This is a genomic window from Mesorhizobium sp. M0633, assembly GCF_040320645.1.
Classification (GTDB): Bacteria; Pseudomonadota; Alphaproteobacteria; order Rhizobiales; family Rhizobiaceae; genus Mesorhizobium.
Genome location: NZ_JAMYQC010000003.1, coordinates 1 through 16720 on the forward strand (window position 1 = coordinate 1; position 16720 = coordinate 16720).

Genomic DNA, 16720 nt, shown 5'->3' on the forward strand with positions numbered 1-16720 from the left:
CTCGCCAAGGCCTCCGCAGCCTTCATCGCGTATCGATACCGCGCGCATGAATTCGGCGATTCCATGCTGCTCAATCGCCAACCGCCGCTTCTATCGCGCGAACAAAATCGGGGCGAGGGGCTCGAGACGAAGGCTTTACTCGAGGTGGGCCATGATGTCGGCAGGATCGGTGGTATTTCGTGCTCGGCGCGCAAGGAAGTCGGAGCTATGTTACAGCGGACCAAATTCGGCATTTGACCCAAAGTCGAAGTTCCGAAGCCCTCACATTGGGTCCGCATTGCGGGCGAAGCGGACAACATGGCTTGCCGGGCGTCAATGCTTCGATACGTGCCACGGCAGGCAGAGCCTAGCAGGGTCCCAAGAATCGCAGGATTTCGGCCGCGAGCGCATCCGGTGCTTCCTCAGCCATGTGGTGACCACAGTCCAGGCACTTCCCCTGCAGTCTCGCCGCCGTCCACGGTCGCCAAACTTCGAGAACATCGCCGTAAAGCCGCTCAAGGGTCCGAAACCGCTGCTCCTCTGACGCTTCTCCTTCGCACGGAGCTGTCGCAGCCCTCTTGGTGCGCGGACGCGCGGTGCGCACACAACTTGTGGCCCGATAACAGACCCGATAACAGAGTTGACAACTCTCTGCTGGTCAAAAACCTTCAAAGACGCCATCATGCAACAAAAATTGCAAGGATGTGCATCGTGGACGAGAAGGTCGAGGCTCCCAAGGACTATGAGGATCTCATCCGCGTGATACACGACCGGTATGATGGGATGAGCAAGTCGTACCAGAAGATTGCGTTGTACCTCACCCAAAATCCGAATGACGTCGCGGTGCGATCGGTGAACTCGATCGGGGAAGGCAGCGGCGTTCACGCGTCCAGCTTCGTCCGATTTGCCCAAGCATTGGGGTATGAAGGGTTCAAGGACCTGCAGAGCCTCTTCCAGAAACGATTGTCCACCGCGGCTCCCGGCTTCGAAGCCCGCGTCAAGGCGTTGGAGAAGGAACTGGGGGAGCGGACAGATCGCAGCGAGATGGGATTGATGCACGACCTGGTCGTCCGTGACATCGCGTCCCTGAAAGAGATGCTCACCGATCTTCAACCCGAGGATCTGGCAGAAGCCGTTAGCCTGCTCGAGAAGGCCGACGTCATCTATCTGATGGGACAACTTCGCTCGGCACCGGTCGTCGAACTCCTTCGCTATATACTGACCATGCTAGGTAAGCGCTGCGTGCTCCTGGATCCGGGCGGCGGACTGGCCACGCATATGGCCCGCGCGATGCGGAAGACGGACCTGCTGTTTGCGGTGTCGTTCCGCTTCTATGCGAACGAGGTCGTCAATGTTGTGGAAGAAGCCGTGGGGAGAGGTGTACCCATCGTGGCGATCTCGGACAGCACGCTGTCTCCATTGGCCAAGAGCGCGCGCGTTCTGTTCGCCGTACCGGAGCACGAATACACTTTCTCGCGCTCGCTGGCGGCTCCTATGTGTCTTGCGCAGGCTTTGACCGTGGCCTTGGCGGCCAGGCTTCAGAACAACGCAGTCGATCCCCGCATTCCAACGGTTACCGAGCGGTAGGGACTGCGAACCGCGAAACCTGGCCTCATTGCAGCATTTTCGGACCGCCGGCCGTCGATTCTCAATCAGTGTCGGAAGGCGAGAGCGCCATCGCCTTTTCAGGCACGGCCATGGGGCCGGATGCGGCACCGAGGACTGTCTGGTCGTAATCCACCACCGCACCTGTCATGAGCCCGGCATCGTCCGAAACGAGGAAGTTGACGGTGCGGGCGGCCTCGGCCGGATCGACCAGCCGGCCGAAAGGCAGGTTCGCAACGGCTTTCGCTTCCCAATTGGGATCGCCCGTCTCACTCGCCTGCAATTCTCGCTCGTTATCAGACGCCATCCAGCCGACATCCAGCTGGTTGACGCGGATGCGGTTCTTCATGACGGAAAACGCCGTGTTGCGGGTCAGCGTCGCCAGCGCCGCCTTAGTGGCACAGTAAACGTTGATGAAAGGCTGGCCGGCATGTTCCGAGATCGAGCCGATGTTGCAGATGGCGCCTTCAATGCCGTCGCGGATCATGCGGCGGATGGCCTCCTGCATCAGGAAGTAGGGTCCGCGCACGTTGACGGCGAACAGGGCGTCGAAAAGTTCGGGCGAGGTATCGAGGATGGTGCCACGGTCCGTGCGGGCACCGGCGTTCACCAGCACATGTATCTTGCCATAAACGCGCTCGGCCTCCGCCATCACGCTTCGGCAATCCTCGACTTTGCCGAGATCGGCCTTGACAAAGTGGACAGGCACGCCGGTGTCGTGCGTGATCGCCTCGGCCGCGGCACGGCCCTTCGCCTCGTTGCGGCCGAGAGTGACAAGACCGGCAGCGCCGGCTTCCGCCAGCCGGCGCGCAATGGCCGCTCCCAACCCCTGCGTTGAACCCGTGACAACGCAGACCTTTCCATCCATGCGATTCATACTTCAGCTCTCCACAGTGTAGCCAGCCGCGGCCATGACGCGCCGCAATTCCTTATGCCCGATCTTCGCCATTTCGAGTGGCGGACTTTTGACGGGATCCTGCTCGGCTTCAACGACGAACCAGCCTTCGTAACCGTAGGAGGCCAGCCGCTTCACGATCGCCTCGAAGTCGAGCGAGCCGTCACCGGGTACGGTGAAGGCCCCCTTTACCACTGCGTCGAGAAAACTTTCCCGGCTGCGGTCGAGCCCGTCCACGACCGCTTGGCGGATGTCCTTGGTGTGTACATGCGAAATGCGGGCGTGGTGCTTGTCCACCACCCGCAGCACGTCGCCGCCGGCAAAGGCCATATGGCCGGCATCGTAGAGCAGGGGCAGACCCTCGCCGGAATGCTTCATCAGCAGATCGACGTCCTGTTCGATTTCGATCGGCGCGGCCATGTGGTGGTGGTAGCAAATCGGCATGCCCTGACCCGCGCACCATTCGCCGAAAGTGGTGAGCTTACGGCCGTAGGCCTTGATCTGATCGTCGTCGAGACGCGGGCGCATAGCCAGCGGCGTTCCGCGGTCGCCCTGAATGGTGCGACCCGTCTCGCCATAGACGATGCAGGGCGCGTTAGTCGCCTTGAACAACTCCATCTGCGCGGCGATGCGGTCCTTCTCTTCATCGATGTCGCCGACCAGCAAGCGACCGGAGAACCAGCCGCCGCAGACACTCATGCCGTGCTGCCTCAGGGTGGGCTCAAGCACCGTCGCGTCCATCGGGAAGCGGCGGCCAGTCTCCATGCCGGTGAAGCCGGCCTCGCGAGCCTGCCGCAGGCACTCTTCCAGCGAGACGTCGTCGCTCAATTCGGGGAGGTCATCGTTCCACCAGGCGATCGGCGCGATGCCAAGCTTGGCTCTCATTTTCATCTCCGATCATGATTTTCCGGCCGGTGCCGGCTGCTTGCGCCACGAAAAAACTGCCGGAACAATGCTCAGGGAGTGTCGCATCGTTCCGGCAGAGGACGCCCCGAGGGGCGTCCGACAAACTCAGACACCTATGCGCTGGCGTTTACGGCCTTCGGCTTGCACGGAATGGGCCTGGCGAACCTGTTCGCGATCGCTGACTTGCGGTACGCCGACGTCCCACCACGCATCCCCGGGCGTCCAGATGAAGGCGTCGGAGACGATGGTAATGACGGTGGTTCGGTCGGTGGTCTTCGCCCATTCGATCGCCTGGCCGAGATCGGCAAGGCTTTCGACACGCCGCGCCAGCGCGCCCATGGCTTCCGCGTGCTTGGCGAAGTCGACCGAGAACGGCTCCTTGACCCGGCAGTCCTTGATAAGGTTGTTGAAGGAGGCGCCGCCCTTGGCATTCTGCAGCCGGTTGATCACCGCATAGCCGCCATTGTCGCATACCACGAGAATCATCTTATGGCCGGCGAGCACCGACGAATAGATGTCGGAGTTCATCATCATGTAGGTGCCGTCGCCGATCATGACGATCGGCGTGCGGGTAGGGTCGGCCATGGCCGCGCCCCAGCCGGCAGAGATTTCATAACCCATGCAGGAGAAGCCGAACTCGCAGTCGAAAGTGTTGGGCTCCTTCACCCGCCAGTTCTTCATCACCTCGCCGGGCAGTCCACCGGCCGCGGTGATCAGCAGGTCACGCTCGCCCGCCTTGGCGTTCACCACGCCTACGACCTGCGCATAGGTCGGGACCGGCTCGTTGGTCGGCTTCTGGAAGCCGTCAAGCATCGTGTTCCACTTGGCGAACTCGATGCGACCCTTGTCTGTCCAGGCCCTCTCCGCTTTCCAGTCGCCGAGGGCACCTTCGAGTTCGCTCATCGTCTCCAGCGCGTCGCCGACGACGGCGAGCGCCCGGTGCTTGGTGGCATCCCAGCGTGCGGCATTGATCGAGACGAACTTTGCGTCGGCCGAGAAGGCGCTCCAGGATCCGGTGGTGAAGTCCATGAGCCGTGTGCCGACGGCGATGATCACGTCGGCTTCCGCCGCCAGCGCGTTGGCCGAGGTTGAGCCGACGATGCCGATCGGTCCGACATGCGCGGGGTGGTCGTCCGTAACCGTGCCCTTGCCGGCAATCGTCTCCGCGAGCGGGATCCCATGCCTTTCGGCGAAATCGCCAAGAACCTTCTCTGCACCCGAATAACGCACGCCACCACCCGAGATGATCAGCGGCCGCTTTGCGCTTTTGAGGAGGCGCGTCGCTTCGGCGAGCCGGCTGCGATCGGGCCGGGGGCGCGGCACCTCATTCACCGTCTGTTCGAAGAAGGCTTCGGGATAATCCCAGGCGATCTCCTGCACATCCTGCGGCAAAGCGATGAAGGCAGGCCCGCAATCGGCCGGATCAAGCAGCACCGCAACCGCCTGCGGCAACGACGAGATGATCTGCTCGGGATGGACGATGCGGTCCCAGTAGCGCGTGACTGCCTTAAAGGCGTCATTGACGTTGATGGTCGGGTCGCCGAAGTGCTCGACCTGCTGCATGACCGGATCGGGCCGGCGACTGACGAAGGTGTCGCCTGAGAGCATCAGCACCGGCAGCCGGTTCGAATGGGCGACACCCGCCGCCGTCACCATGTTCAGCGCACCCGGACCGATCGAGGTCGCCGCAACCATGATCTGGCGCCGGCGCTTCGCCTTCGAAAAGCCGATCGCTGCAAGCGCCATCGACTGCTCATTCTGGCCGCGCCAGGTCGGCAGCACGTCCTTCACCGCCTCGAGTGCTTCAGAAAGGCACGTCACGTTGCCGTGCCCGAAGATGGCGAAGACTCCCGGAAAAAGCGGAACTTTCTCGCCGTCGACGACCGTGAACTGGTTGCACAGATAGCGCACGAGCGCCTGTGCCATGGTCAGACGGACGGTGGCCCTGGTCATCTTTGTTTCCTCCCTAACGACGGTCTTTCCAAATCTATAGGGAATGCCCATTGACAAATCAATATGTTTGCAACGATCATTGCAAAAATTCAAACCGGGAGGATTTCTTGCTCAGGATTGCTGTGCTCGGCTGCGGTCGGATAGGTAGGATGCATTCGGCAAACATCGCCGCGCATCCCCGTGCAGAACTGGCCACCGTCTATGACATCGACGAATTGTCCGCGGAGGCTGTCGCGGCGCGGCACGGCGTTCGCGCTTCGGGATCCGCCGACGAGGTATTTGCCTCGGCAGATGTAGATGCGGTCCTTGTCGCGACGGTGACTGACACGCATGCCGATTACATCGAAAAGGCGGTGGCCGCTGGCAAACCCGTGCTCTGCGAGAAGCCGATCGATCTCAGCCTGGAAAGGGTGAACCGTTGCGCCGAAGCAATTTTGTCCAAGGGCGTGCCGGTCCAGATCGGCTTCAACCGACGTTTCGACCCCGGTCATCGTGCGGCGTGGAACGCCGTACGATCCGGCGAGATCGGCGACCTGCACCAGGTCATCATCACCTCGCGTGATCCTGGCATGCCGCCCCGTTCCTACTACGAGGTCGCGGGCGGGCTTTTTCGCGACATGACGATCCACGATTTCGACCTCGCCCGCTTCATGCTGGGAGAGGAGCCGGAGGAGGTGTTCGCCATCGGAGGCCGGCTGATCGACCCGGCGATGATGGAGGAACTGAACGACTATGACAGCGTCATGGTCGTGATGTGGACCAAAAGCGGCAAGCAGTGCCACATCAACAATTCCCGCACCTCAACCTATGGGTACGACCAGCGCGTCGAACTGCTGGGCAGCACCGGCATGGTGATCAGCGGCAACCGGAAGCCTCATGAGTTGCTCCGTTACTCGGCCGCGCGGGCCGAAGCCACCACGCCCTACCTCGACTTTTTCATCGAGCGATATCGCGAAGCGTTCGATGCCGAGATCGACGCCTTTGTTACCTGCGTCGAGAAGGCCGAGCGGCCGCTGGTCGGTTTCGAGGACGGGCGCCGCGCTCTGGTCCTGGCCGAAGCGGCGATGAAATCGGCGGTCGAAGGCCGCTTCGTGAAGGTCAGCGAGATCGGATAAGCCATGTACGCGAACTACGGACTGTTCATCGACGGGAAGTGGCGCAAGGCATCCGACGGCGGGACGGCGCCGGTGACGAGCCCGGTGACGGAAAAGCCGCTGGGCGAGGCTCCGGTCGCCACCCGCGCGGACACGGAAGAGGCGCTGGTTAGCGCCGCCCGTGGGTTTTCCGCATGGAAATCCAAGGGTGGTTTTGAGCGCGCGTCCGCCCTGCATGCTATCGCGGACGAGATGATCCGCCGCAAGGACGAAGCCGCGCGGATGATCTCCAGCGAGACCGGCAAACCTATTGCCCAGTCCGAGCGCGAATGGGGGCTGGCGGTCGATCAGTTCCGCTGGTACGCCGAGGAGGCCCGCCGGATCTATGGGCGCGTCATCGAATCGCGCGTGCCCGGCGGTCGTTTCGAAGTTCTGCACGAGCCTGTCGGGATCGCAGCCGCCTTCACCGCCTGGAACTTTCCGGCGGCACTGGTCGCCCGCAAGGTGGCGCCGGCGCTTGGCGCTGGCTGCTCGACCGTCGTCCGGCCGTCAAGTCAGACGCCCGGGACGGCGATGCTGATGGTCGACTGCATCCGCGCCTGCAATCTTCCTGCCGGCACCGTCAGCCTGGTCGTTGGGCCCACGAGCACGACCTATGCGCCGATCATGGCTTCGCCGGCGGTGCGCAAGGTGTCCCTCACCGGCTCGACCCGCGTCGGCCAGCAGATGATCCGCGATGCTGCCGACACGGTGAAGAAGGTGTCTATGGAGCTTGGCGGCAACGCGCCCCTGATCGTCTTCGACGACGCCGATCTGGATGCCGCGCTCAACGTCTCCGTGCCGACCAAATACGCCAATTCCGGCCAGGTCTGCGTCACACCGGATCGTTTCTTCGTCCACGAAAGCCTGCACGACGCCTTCGTCGAGGGCTTTGTGCAACGCGCCAAAGCGTTGAAACTGGGCGACGGGCTCGACCCATCCGTGCAGATGGGCCCGCTCATCAATGCCGGCCGGCTTTCCGAGATCGAAGACATCGTGTCCGACGCTATGAAAGCCGGTGCGAAGCTCGTCGCGGGTGGCCATCGGGTTGCGGCGTTCAATGCCGGCCATTTTCATGAGCCCACGGTCCTGACCGATGTTGCCGACGACATGAGGGTCTTTGCCGAGGAGAATTTCGGGCCGATCGCGGCGATCACCCGGTTTTCCTCGGATGAGGAGGCGCTGGAGCGGGCGAATGCTTCGCCAATGGGATTGTCGGCCTATGCCTTCACGTCGAGCCCGAAGCGTGCGCGCCGCACGGTAGCCGAGCTGAAGGCAGGCATGGTGGGCATCAACAGCTTCGCTCTCGCCGCATCGGAAGCGCCGTTCGGCGGCACGAAATATTCCGGAATGGGTCGCGAAGGCGGCAGCGAAGGTATCGGTGACTACCTCGACACCAAGCTTGCGCAGATTGTGTTCTGAGGAGGCCGCCTTGATCAAGAACGAGCTCAAGCAGATCTGGGCCGAAGGGCGGCCCACGATCAATGGCTGGCTTTCGATCGGCAGTCCATTCACCGCCGAGATCATGGCCGCGCAGGGCTATGACAGCGTGAGCATCGATGTCCAGCACGGCGCGCTCGACTATTCGATGCTGCTTCCGATGTTCCAGGCGATGCGTGCATCCAGGGTGGTGCCCATGGCGCGCGTGCCGTGGCTGGAGCCGGGCATCATCATGAAGGTGCTGGATGCCGGCGCCTATGGCGTGATCTGTCCCATGATCAACACGCCGGAACAGGCGGCTCAGCTCGTCAGCTACCTGCGCTATCCGCCGGCCGGCCAGCGCAGTTTTGGGCCGACGCGTGCCAACTTCTCGGCGGGTGCCAACTACGCGGCCGAAGCCAATGACGAGATCCTGGCTTTCGCCATGGTCGAGACCGCCGAGGCGATGCGCAATCTCGATGCGATCGCCGCAACGCCAGGGCTCGACGGCATCTATGTCGGTCCCGCAGACCTGACCTTCAGCCTGCACCAGGGGCGTCTCGCGCCGTCCTTCGATCGCGAGGAGCCTGACATGATCGCCGCTCTGCGGACGATCGTTGCAGCCTGCAAGAGGAACGGCAAACGCGCCGCGCTCCATTGCGGCACGGCCGACTACGCCGCACGTGCCATCGAATGGGGTTTCGACATGACCACCGTGTCAGGCGACTCCCGCCTGCTCGCAGCAGCGGCCCAGGCGTGTGTTGCCCGCTTTCGCGAATTGACCGGCGCGAAGCCCGCCTCTCTTGAAGCCGGCAAGGGAGGCTATTGATGCCGCACGTTCTGGTCGCCGGAAAACTTCATCCGAGCGGCATCGAACTTCTCGATGCGTCGCCCGGCGTCACCTACGACTATGTCGAAGATGTCTCCGAACCAAGCTACGCACCTCTGATCGGCAAGGCCGATGGCCTCGTCATTCGCACCCAGCCCTTGTCGGCTCCGACCGTAGCACGCGCCGAGAGGTTGAAGATCGTCTCGCGCCATGGCGTCGGCTACGACGCTGTGGATCTATCCTCCCTCAATCGGCGCGGGATCGCTCTCGCGATCGTCGGCGATGTGAACTCGGTGTCGGTGGCCGAGCACGCCATGATGCTGTTGCTGGCGGCAACCAAGCGGCTGATCCGAGCGGATCGTTCGGTGCGCGGTAACGAATGGGGTTGGCGCAACCGGCTGGAGCCAAGCGAACTCTCGGGCAAGCGGCTTCTGATCCTCGGGTTCGGCCGGATCGGCCGCCACCTGGCGCGCATGGCGGCGGCATTCGGCATGGACGTGCGTGCCTATGATCCATTCCTTGAGAGGCAAGGCTGGCCGGAGGGGCCGGTCGCGCCGGTGAGCGATTTGCAAACGGGACTCGCCTGGGCCGATGCGATCTCCGTCAACGTACCCAAGGCCGAGCGCCCGGTGATCGGCCCCGTGGAACTCTCGGCGATGAAACCGACTGCTGTTCTCATCAACACAGCGCGGGGCGGCATCGTCGACGAGGCGGCGCTGATCGCGGCGCTGCGAGCGGGGCGCATCGCAGCGGCCGGTATCGACGTCTTCGACGATGAACCACCCGCCGCGGACCATCCGCTCTTCGGCTTCGACCAGGTGATTCTGACGCCGCACATTGCCGGGCTCACCGCCGAGTGCGGCGAGCTCATGGCAATCTCGTCCGTGCAGAACGTGCTCGATTTTTTCGCCGGGCGGATCGACGCAGCGCTGGTGGTAAACGGAGCCGAGTTGAATGGCCGGTGAAAAACCTCAACTCAGAATCGGCCTGATCGGCACCGGCTTCATGGGCAAGACCCATGTGTTCGGCTTTGCTGCCGCACAACGTGTCTTCGATCTTCCCTACGAACTGGTGCTCCACACGGTTGCGGACAGAACCGAGGACCTCGCCGCGCAGGCGGCGCAGGCCTTGGGGTTCGCGCGGGCGAGCGGGGACTGGAGGCGTCTGGTCGAGGACCCGGAGATCGATATGATCGATATCACGGCGCCGAACGGCTTCCACAAGGAGATGGCGCTCGCCGCCATTGCCGCCGGCAAGCACGTCTATTGCGAGAAGCCGCTGGCGCCCCTTGCGGCGGATGCCCGACGGATGGCCGAGGCGGCGGAAGCGGCCGGCGTCAGGACGCAGGTCGGGTTCAATTATCTCTGCAACCCGCTGCTCGCGCTGGCGCGGCAGATGATCCGCGCGGGCGAGTTGGGCGAGATCCGCAGCTATCGCGGCATTCACGCCGAGGACTACATGGCGGATGCGGAAAGCCCATTTACCTTCCGGCACGATCCTGTCGGCGGTGGCGCATTGGCGGATCTGGGCAGCCATGCTCTGGCCACGGCGGAGTTTCTGCTTGGCTCGGTGGAACGGGTCCTCGGCGATTCCGTCACCGTCATAGCGAGCCGTCCGGATGGCCGAGGCGGGCGCCGGACCATCGAGGTCGACGACATCGGTCGCGCATTTCTGCGTTTTGCCAATGGTGCATCCGGCAGCATCGAAGCGAGCTGGGTCGCCACCGGCCGCAAGATGCAGCACGATTTCGAGGTTTATGGCACCAAGGGGGCGCTCGTCTTCAGCCAGGAGCGCTTCAACGAGCTGCATTTCTACAGCACGGCCGATCCCGGCGGCCGGCGTGGCTTTCGGCGCATCGAGGCCGGTCCGGATCACGATCCCTATGGACTCTTCTGCGTCGCACCAGGCCATCAGCTCGGCTTCAACGATCTGAAGGCTATCGAGATTGCGCGGTTCGTCGATGCGATCGCCGGGAAGCGAGACGAGTCTTTCGGCTTCCGGGCCGGCCAACGCATCCAGGAACTCGTGGAGGCAATTCAGGGCTCGGCCCGGGAGAGCAAGTGGCTGCGAACAGACTGATGCGAGGGAGAGTTGGTCGCCGCCCCGCATGCGTCTGAAATAAACGTTGCATGTTTGTACATTTTGCAATATAGATTGCAGCCGGAGAGAGGTACGTCGGCTGAGTGCTCAAGTCGACGTCGCACAGGGAGGAGAATGTGTCTGTGCTGGACGTACGAAGCGTCTCGAAAAGCTTTGGTGCTATCCGTGCCTTGTCAGATGTTAGCTTCGCGGTTGCTGCCGGCGAGGTGGTTGGCCTGATGGGCGACAACGGTGCCGGGAAATCGACCATGGTGAAGCTGATTGCGGGGAACTTCCCACCCTCCGACGGCGAAATCGCGGTGGACGGCAAGGTCTGCCATTTCCACAAGCCGATCGAGGCACGGGGCGAAGGGATCGAGGTCGTCTATCAAGATCTGGCCTTGGCCGACAATCTGACGGCCGCCCAAAATGTCTTTCTCGGCCGCGAGATGAAGAAGGGGTTTTGGCCGCTCCGAGTGCTCGACAAGCAGGCGATGATCAACCGCTCGGCAAAACTGTTCGCGGAGCTGAAGTCGGAGACGCGGCCGCGCGATCTGGTCAAAAAAATGTCAGGCGGCCAGCGGCAGGCGGTCGCCATTGCCCGCACCCGGCTATCCAACTCCAAGCTCGTGCTGATGGATGAGCCGACCGCGGCGATTTCGGTCCGCCAGGTAGCCGAGGTGCTGGAGCTGATCCGGCGGCTCAAATCGCAAAATGTGTCGGTAATGCTGATCAGCCACCGCATGCCCGATGTGTTCGCGGTCTGCGACCGCATCATCGTGCTGAGACGCGGCTCGAAAGTGGCCGACAAGGCGACGGAGAAGACATCGCCGGAGGAGATCACCGGCCTAATTACGGGAGCGATCCGTGATGCATAGCCAGAGCGACATGCTGAAGGAAGGCCATGCGTCCATCGGTGATGTGGTCGGCATAATAGAGCAGAGCGTTTTCCAGAAGATGATCGCCAGCCAGGCCTTCTGGGTCGCGATCGCGCTTTTCGTGTTGGTGGTCTTCATGACGTGGCTGGAGCCCAGCTTCGGCACGGTCGACAACGTTACCAACACCACCCGCAATTTTGCACCTATCGCCATCATGGGGCTGGGCATGACGGTGGTGCTGATCACCGGCGGCATCGATCTGTCGGTCGGCTCGGTGATGGGGCTGGTCGCGATCGTCGCCGGCCTGCTGCTCACTTGGCACCAGCCTTGGTATGTGGCGTTTGGCGCGGGTCTGCTCGCAGGCATCGCCTGCGGAGCCTTTAACGGTTTCTTCGTGGCCTATATCGGCATGCCGTCCTTCGTGGTGACGCTAGGCATGCTGTCGATCGCGCGCTCGCTGGCGGTCGTGCTGTCCGGCAACCAGATGCTTTACCAGTTCGGACCCGATGCGCCGATCGTCAAGGCCATCGGCCAGGCCAAATGGCCGAGGCACACGCCTGACGGCTGGGTGCCTCATTGGATCCCGGAACTGTCCTCGCAGTTCTGGGTGATGGTGATCCTCGCGCTCATCGTCGGCTCCGTCTTCATTTTCACCGCCTGGGCGCGCCACCTCTTCGCGATCGGCGGCAACGAGAACGCCTCGCGGATGACCGGCGTCCCCGTCGACTGGATCAAATTCCAGGCCTATGTCTTCTGCGCATTTACCGCATCGATCGCGTCCCTGCTGCTGCTCGGCTACAGCGGCTCGGCCATCAACGCGATGGGAACCGGCTACGAGTTGAGGGTGATCGCCGGCACCGTCATCGGGGGGGCCAGCCTGATGGGCGGCTACGGAACCGCGTTTGGCGCTGTGATCGGTTCGGCCTTCCTCGAGGTCATCCGCAACGCGCTGCTGATGGCCGGGATCGATTCGAACTGGCAGGGCGCCTTTGTCGGGGCCTTCATCATTCTTGCCGTGCTTCTCGGCATGCAGACCTCGGGCAAGTCGCTGCGGGCGACGCTGGAGGATATGTTTACCTGGAAGCGCAAATAGAATCCGGCGGCCGCAAGCCGTCGGGGATAGTGGACGTCAAAACAAAGTGGAGGAACAGGTGAAAAAATACATTCTGACGGCGGCCGTGGCGTTTTCCGCGCTGATGGCAGGGCAGGCCTATGCCCAGCAGAAATACGTCTTCGCCCTTGTGCCGAAGAACATGAACAATCCTTTCTTCGACCAGGCTCGTGACGGCTGCAAGAAGGCCGAAGCCGAATCCAGCGGCGCGATCGAATGCATGTATATCGGCCCCGGCGAGCATGGCGGCGGCGAGGAGCAGGTGCAGATCGTGCAGGACCTGGTGGCCAAGAAGGTCGACGGCATCGCCGTCGCCCCGTCGAACGCCGCGGCAATGGCCGTCGCGCTTCAGGCCGCCAAGGAAGCGGGCATTCCCGTGCTTACCTGGGACTCGGATGTGCTACCGGAGAACAAGGACCTGCGTGTCGCCTATATCGGCACGCACAATTACGAAATTGGCGTCAACCTCGCCAAGATCGTGCAGACCATCAAGCCGAAAGGCGGCACCATCTGTATCCAGTCGGGCGGAGCTGCCGCGGCCAACCACAATGAGCGCATGAAGGGTATACGCGATACGCTGGCCGGCAAGGAGTCGGCCGCCTCGCCAGGTGATGCCCTGACCGGCCAGAACGGCTGGACGGAAGCACCGGGCTGCCCTCTCTATACCAACGACGACTTCCCTCTGTCGGTTCAGCAGTTCCAGGACTTCATGGCGAAGACGCCAAACCTCGACGCCTTCGTGCCGACAGGCGGCTTTCCGCAATTCATACCGGATGCGAATCGCGCTGCGGTCGAGCCGTACAAGGATAAGATCGCCAAGAAGGAGCTGGCTCTGGTCGTCGCCGACACGCTGCCGGTGCAGATGGACCAGATGAAGGAAGGCCTGTCGCTCGGCCAGGTCGGACAGCGGCCGTTCGAAATGGGCTACAAGACCATGCTGGCGCTGAAGGACATCAAGGACGGCAAGCCCGCGCCGGCCGACCCGACCTACACCGGTCTCGACGTCTGCACCCCCGAAACCGCCGACACCTGCATCGGAAAGTAGGCGGGGGGCGCAACTCTGCGGCGGGCGAGGGATGACTCTTGCCCGCCTTTGCCCCTGAGAGGCGACAACAGACCCATCGAGCGACTGGCTCAAATCGACCGCTGCCGTCAGGCCTCAGAGACGCTCCGCTGGCCACGGCGTGACCATTTTTAGACGAGTGCCGGGAGTGATCCCATTCGGGAGGAGCAATTGAGAAAGATACGATATGCCGTGGTGGGCGCGGGCTGGATCACACAGGAAGCCTTTATGCCCGGTGTGTCCCAGACCGGAAACTCGACAATCACGGCGATCGTCAGCGGCTCGGCCAAAAAAAACGCCGCCAAGCTCGCCGAATTCTACGGCGTGGAACACGTCTTCAGCTATGAGCAGTACGACCAGATGCTCGCATCGGACGTCGCCGATGCAGTTTACGTGGCATTGCCGAACTCCATGCATGCCGACTATGCGATCCGAGCCCTGAGAGCCGGCAAGCACGCGCTCGTTGAGAAGCCGCTGGCCACGACCGAGGCGGAATGCGAGGCGATGATCGCCGCCGCCAATGAGAGCGGAGCGTACCTGATGACGGCGTATCGGCTGCACAACGAGCCCGGCACTGTCGAGGTGCTGGAGCGCATCCGCAGCGGTGAGATCGGCGATCCCCGCATCTTTGCCGCGGTCTTCTCCTTCGTAGCGTCGTCCGACAATCACCGCCTCAAGGCCGCCTATTGGGGCGGTCCCTTGCAGGACATCGGCGTCTACTGCCTGAATGCCGCGCGCCATATCTTTGCCACTGAGCCGATCGAGGCAGTCGCGGTAAGGAGTTTCGGCAGCGCCTCAGTCGGGGAGGTAGAGGAAAGCATTGCCGTGACGTTGCGCTTCCCCGAGGGCCGGCTTGCACAGTTCATTGCCAGCTTCGGCGCGGACAATTCGGATTTTTACCACGTGGCCGGAACGAAGGGGAGCGTAACGGCCGACCCTGGCTTCCGTTTCGAGACTGCCGTGCAAATGAAGCTTCGGCATGGCGACATCAGAACCGAAAAGACGTTCCCGCAGACAGACCATTTCGCCGGACAGACCGCGTATTTCTCCGACTGCATCCTGAATGCACAACCGCCTGAAGCCGACGGTGGAGAAGGATTTGCCGACGTGCGCGCCCTGCTTGCCATTGAGCGCGCCGCCAGCACCGGTCAGCCTCAGAAGATAGACACGCCGGCACGGCAGGTTCATCCTACTGCGGATATGATCCGCATCTTGCCTACAACGGACCAGCGGCTGCTTCTCTGACGCGCTTTCGCCCGCGGAGCCGGCCAGGATTCATTGCGAGAAGCGTCTCACGAAACGGCATCGCGTACCGCGTTGTACCGTGCAACCGTTCATGCGGAGGCAGTCACGATCTTGTTTCCGAACGTGCTCGACGGGCTGCGCTGGGTGAAATTCATCCAGGCGGCCGCCGACTCGCACGAGGCCGGAAAAGCCCGGACAACCGGCTGGCTTGACTGAACGCATTGGAATAATACGGAGGTCAACTTGAGTATACGCGTTGGAATTATCGGCGTAGGGGTAATGGGTGCGGATCACGCGCGGATGCTCGCATCACCTCAAGCCTGGCTTGCCGCCCGACGGGAGCATTCCGCGCCCTTCATCGCTGCCCTGAAACCATGGTTCGAAAAGCAGCTATCGATGATCTCCTCCGGCTCTGGCCTGGCCGAAGACATCCGGCATGGGCTCGGCCACTGGCAAGGCCTGACCCGCTTCCTGGACGATGGCCGCCTGGAACTCGACACCAACCCGGTTGAAAACGCGATCAGGCCAGTATGCCTGACCAGAAAAAAATGCCCTGTTTGCAGGTCACGAAGTCGGGGCCGAAAATTGGGCGCTGCTCGCCTCCATCGCCACCTGCAGGCTCAACGACGTCAACCCGGTCGCCTACCTCGCCGAAACCCTCGACGCCATCATCAACGGCCATCCGCAGACCCAGATCGAGGAACTCATGCCCTGGCGATTCCGAAAAACGTCAAGCCCAAATCCACAGGCGATCCGCGAGGCGCTCACCCTAAGTTTTATCATTGACGGTCTGACTTGACGTCTGGCCCGAGGGCGGCGTTCGCTACTATTCCGAAACTTAAGGTTTCGCCCTACCGCGTAATTGGGGTCGGCTGTCTTAAGAGGGCCGCTGCCCACGGTGCCTACTTCTTAACGCATTGGCGGACTGGTGCGGCCGAGCAAACTTCGCCCACGCCGCAGTCCAGGTCGCGTGAACAAGGTTTCGGCATTTGCGGTGGCTCCAGCGTGACGAAGGGCGTCCTCGGCTCTTCCCCCGGTCTCGCCGTTCTCGGGAGGAAGGCGCCGGGATCACCGAGCGACTTCACATATCGATAGAATGACCGAATGTCGCTCTCCGGCATGACGCGAACGTTGTACCAAGGCATCGGCGGCAATGTGCGAAGTGTCTTGATGTAGGTTACATACCCGTCTTCGCTAAGGTCTTGCGCGCTCCATCTCAGATTGCTTGCATACGTTGTGCCCCACGGCCCCCGCCAACCTATTACTTTCCCTCTCAATGCCTTGGTGGGGTCGAGTGCGCCTTCGGCTTCCCTGTAGCCGTCAGTATGGCAGTCGTGACAGCTGCCGATGATGGAAACCAGCCGTCCTCTCTCGACAGACACCTCCTCTGCCGCAAACGCTGCCCCCGATGCTGTCAATATTGCTGAGCCAACCAGGAGCTTAATGAAGTGCATGGTAGCCTCCAGCGCCCTCACACCGCTCGCTCAAAGCCAATAACAACGTCGAGACTTTACCACAATTTTGAAAGTTGGGGTGGGGAAAGCAACGGATCGTTGGAGGCAATAGTCCCTAAGAGGCTCCTGGGACACTGTCGACAATCGCAGCACAGCACTACGTTCGACAAC

The 16720-nt window shown here is 62.3% G+C and carries 14 protein-coding genes and 1 pseudogene; 12 read left to right on the plus strand and 3 right to left on the minus strand.

The features are described from left to right. Together NKI47_RS03560 and NKI47_RS03565 are read left to right on the plus strand one after the other, a co-directional pair. On the plus strand, positions 1–237 hold a 237-nt coding region (locus NKI47_RS03560; protein WP_352587545.1), incomplete at its 5' end, for a hypothetical protein. A gap of 453 nt (positions 238–690) precedes the next feature. After that, the gene (locus NKI47_RS03565) at positions 691–1566 is read left to right on the plus strand and encodes a MurR/RpiR family transcriptional regulator (RefSeq protein WP_245274693.1); all 876 of its coding nucleotides are present in this window, start codon (positions 691–693) and stop codon (positions 1564–1566) included. 61 nt (positions 1567–1627) lie between these two features. Here NKI47_RS03565 and NKI47_RS03570 read toward each other — a convergent pair whose 3' ends face one another. The 3 genes from NKI47_RS03570 to iolD all read right to left on the minus strand — a co-directional run bounded on the left by NKI47_RS03570 (position 1628) and on the right by iolD (position 5338). Next, on the minus strand, positions 1628–2461 hold the full coding sequence (locus tag NKI47_RS03570) for an SDR family oxidoreductase (protein WP_023676598.1): 834 nt from the start codon (positions 2459–2461) through the stop codon (positions 1628–1630). 3 nt (positions 2462–2464) lie between these two features. After that, entirely contained in the window at positions 2465–3364 is a 900-nt protein-coding gene (gene iolE / locus NKI47_RS03575; RefSeq protein WP_352587548.1) for a myo-inosose-2 dehydratase, read from the minus strand. A 126-nt stretch (positions 3365–3490) separates the two neighbouring features. Beyond that, complete coding sequence (gene iolD / locus NKI47_RS03580; protein WP_352587551.1) at positions 3491–5338, minus strand: 3D-(3,5/4)-trihydroxycyclohexane-1,2-dione acylhydrolase (decyclizing); 1848 nt, start codon at positions 5336–5338, stop codon at positions 3491–3493. Positions 5339–5445: 107 nt separating this feature from the next. Between iolD and iolG the strand changes: the two genes are divergently transcribed. From iolG to NKI47_RS35110, 10 genes and pseudogenes are all read left to right on the plus strand, one after another. Beyond that, entirely contained in the window at positions 5446–6453 is a 1008-nt protein-coding gene (gene iolG / locus NKI47_RS03585; protein WP_352587554.1) for an inositol 2-dehydrogenase, read from the plus strand. 3 nt (positions 6454–6456) lie between these two features. Further along, the gene (locus NKI47_RS03590; RefSeq protein WP_352587557.1) at positions 6457–7893 is read left to right on the plus strand and encodes an NAD-dependent succinate-semialdehyde dehydrogenase; all 1437 of its coding nucleotides are present in this window, start codon (positions 6457–6459) and stop codon (positions 7891–7893) included. 10 nt (positions 7894–7903) lie between these two features. Next, positions 7904–8719, plus strand: coding sequence for an HpcH/HpaI aldolase family protein (locus tag NKI47_RS03595; protein ID WP_023676593.1), 816 nt, complete (start codon positions 7904–7906; stop codon positions 8717–8719). Next, positions 8719–9684, plus strand: coding sequence for a hydroxyacid dehydrogenase (locus NKI47_RS03600; protein ID WP_352587560.1), 966 nt, complete (start codon positions 8719–8721; stop codon positions 9682–9684). The genes NKI47_RS03595 and NKI47_RS03600 overlap by 1 nt, the downstream gene beginning before the upstream one ends. After that, complete coding sequence (locus tag NKI47_RS03605) at positions 9674–10798, plus strand: Gfo/Idh/MocA family protein (protein ID WP_352458349.1); 1125 nt, start codon at positions 9674–9676, stop codon at positions 10796–10798. The genes NKI47_RS03600 and NKI47_RS03605 overlap by 11 nt, the downstream gene beginning before the upstream one ends. A 137-nt stretch (positions 10799–10935) precedes the next feature. Continuing rightward, on the plus strand, positions 10936–11676 hold the full coding sequence (locus NKI47_RS03610; RefSeq protein WP_023676590.1) for an ATP-binding cassette domain-containing protein: 741 nt from the start codon (positions 10936–10938) through the stop codon (positions 11674–11676). After that, positions 11669–12769, plus strand: a complete 1101-nt coding sequence (locus NKI47_RS03615) for an ABC transporter permease (RefSeq protein ID WP_352587994.1) — start codon at positions 11669–11671, stop codon at positions 12767–12769. Before NKI47_RS03610 ends, NKI47_RS03615 begins: the two co-directional genes overlap by 8 nt. Before the next feature lie 58 nt (positions 12770–12827). Then, the gene (locus NKI47_RS03620; RefSeq protein ID WP_023676588.1) at positions 12828–13832 is read left to right on the plus strand and encodes a substrate-binding domain-containing protein; all 1005 of its coding nucleotides are present in this window, start codon (positions 12828–12830) and stop codon (positions 13830–13832) included. Between the two features lie 210 nt (positions 13833–14042). Continuing rightward, positions 14043–15095, plus strand: a complete 1053-nt coding sequence (locus NKI47_RS03625) for a Gfo/Idh/MocA family protein (protein ID WP_352587563.1) — start codon at positions 14043–14045, stop codon at positions 15093–15095. A gap of 306 nt (positions 15096–15401) precedes the next feature. Then, a pseudogene (locus NKI47_RS35110) lies at positions 15402–15894 on the plus strand (IS66 family transposase); the annotation flags it as partial. Positions 15895–16720: the final 826 nt, after the last annotated feature.

What these genes read in the sequence shown, in the direction of transcription:
- NKI47_RS03605 (WP_352458349.1), top strand. Translation starts at nt 9,674, where the DNA reads ATGGCCGGTGAAAAACCTCAACTCAGAATCGGCCTGATCGGCACCGGC.
- NKI47_RS03600 (WP_352587560.1), top strand. Translation starts at nt 8,719, where the DNA reads ATGCCGCACGTTCTGGTCGCCGGAAAACTTCATCCGAGCGGCATCGAA.
- NKI47_RS03615 (WP_352587994.1), top strand. Translation starts at nt 11,669, where the DNA reads ATGCATAGCCAGAGCGACATGCTGAAGGAAGGCCATGCGTCCATCGGT.
- iolE (WP_352587548.1), bottom strand. Translation starts at nt 3,364, where the DNA reads ATGAGAGCCAAGCTTGGCATCGCGCCGATCGCCTGGTGGAACGATGAC.
- iolD (WP_352587551.1), bottom strand. Translation starts at nt 5,338, where the DNA reads ATGACCAGGGCCACCGTCCGTCTGACCATGGCACAGGCGCTCGTGCGC.
- NKI47_RS03590 (WP_352587557.1), top strand. Translation starts at nt 6,457, where the DNA reads ATGTACGCGAACTACGGACTGTTCATCGACGGGAAGTGGCGCAAGGCA.
- NKI47_RS03570 (WP_023676598.1), bottom strand. Translation starts at nt 2,461, where the DNA reads ATGAATCGCATGGATGGAAAGGTCTGCGTTGTCACGGGTTCAACGCAG.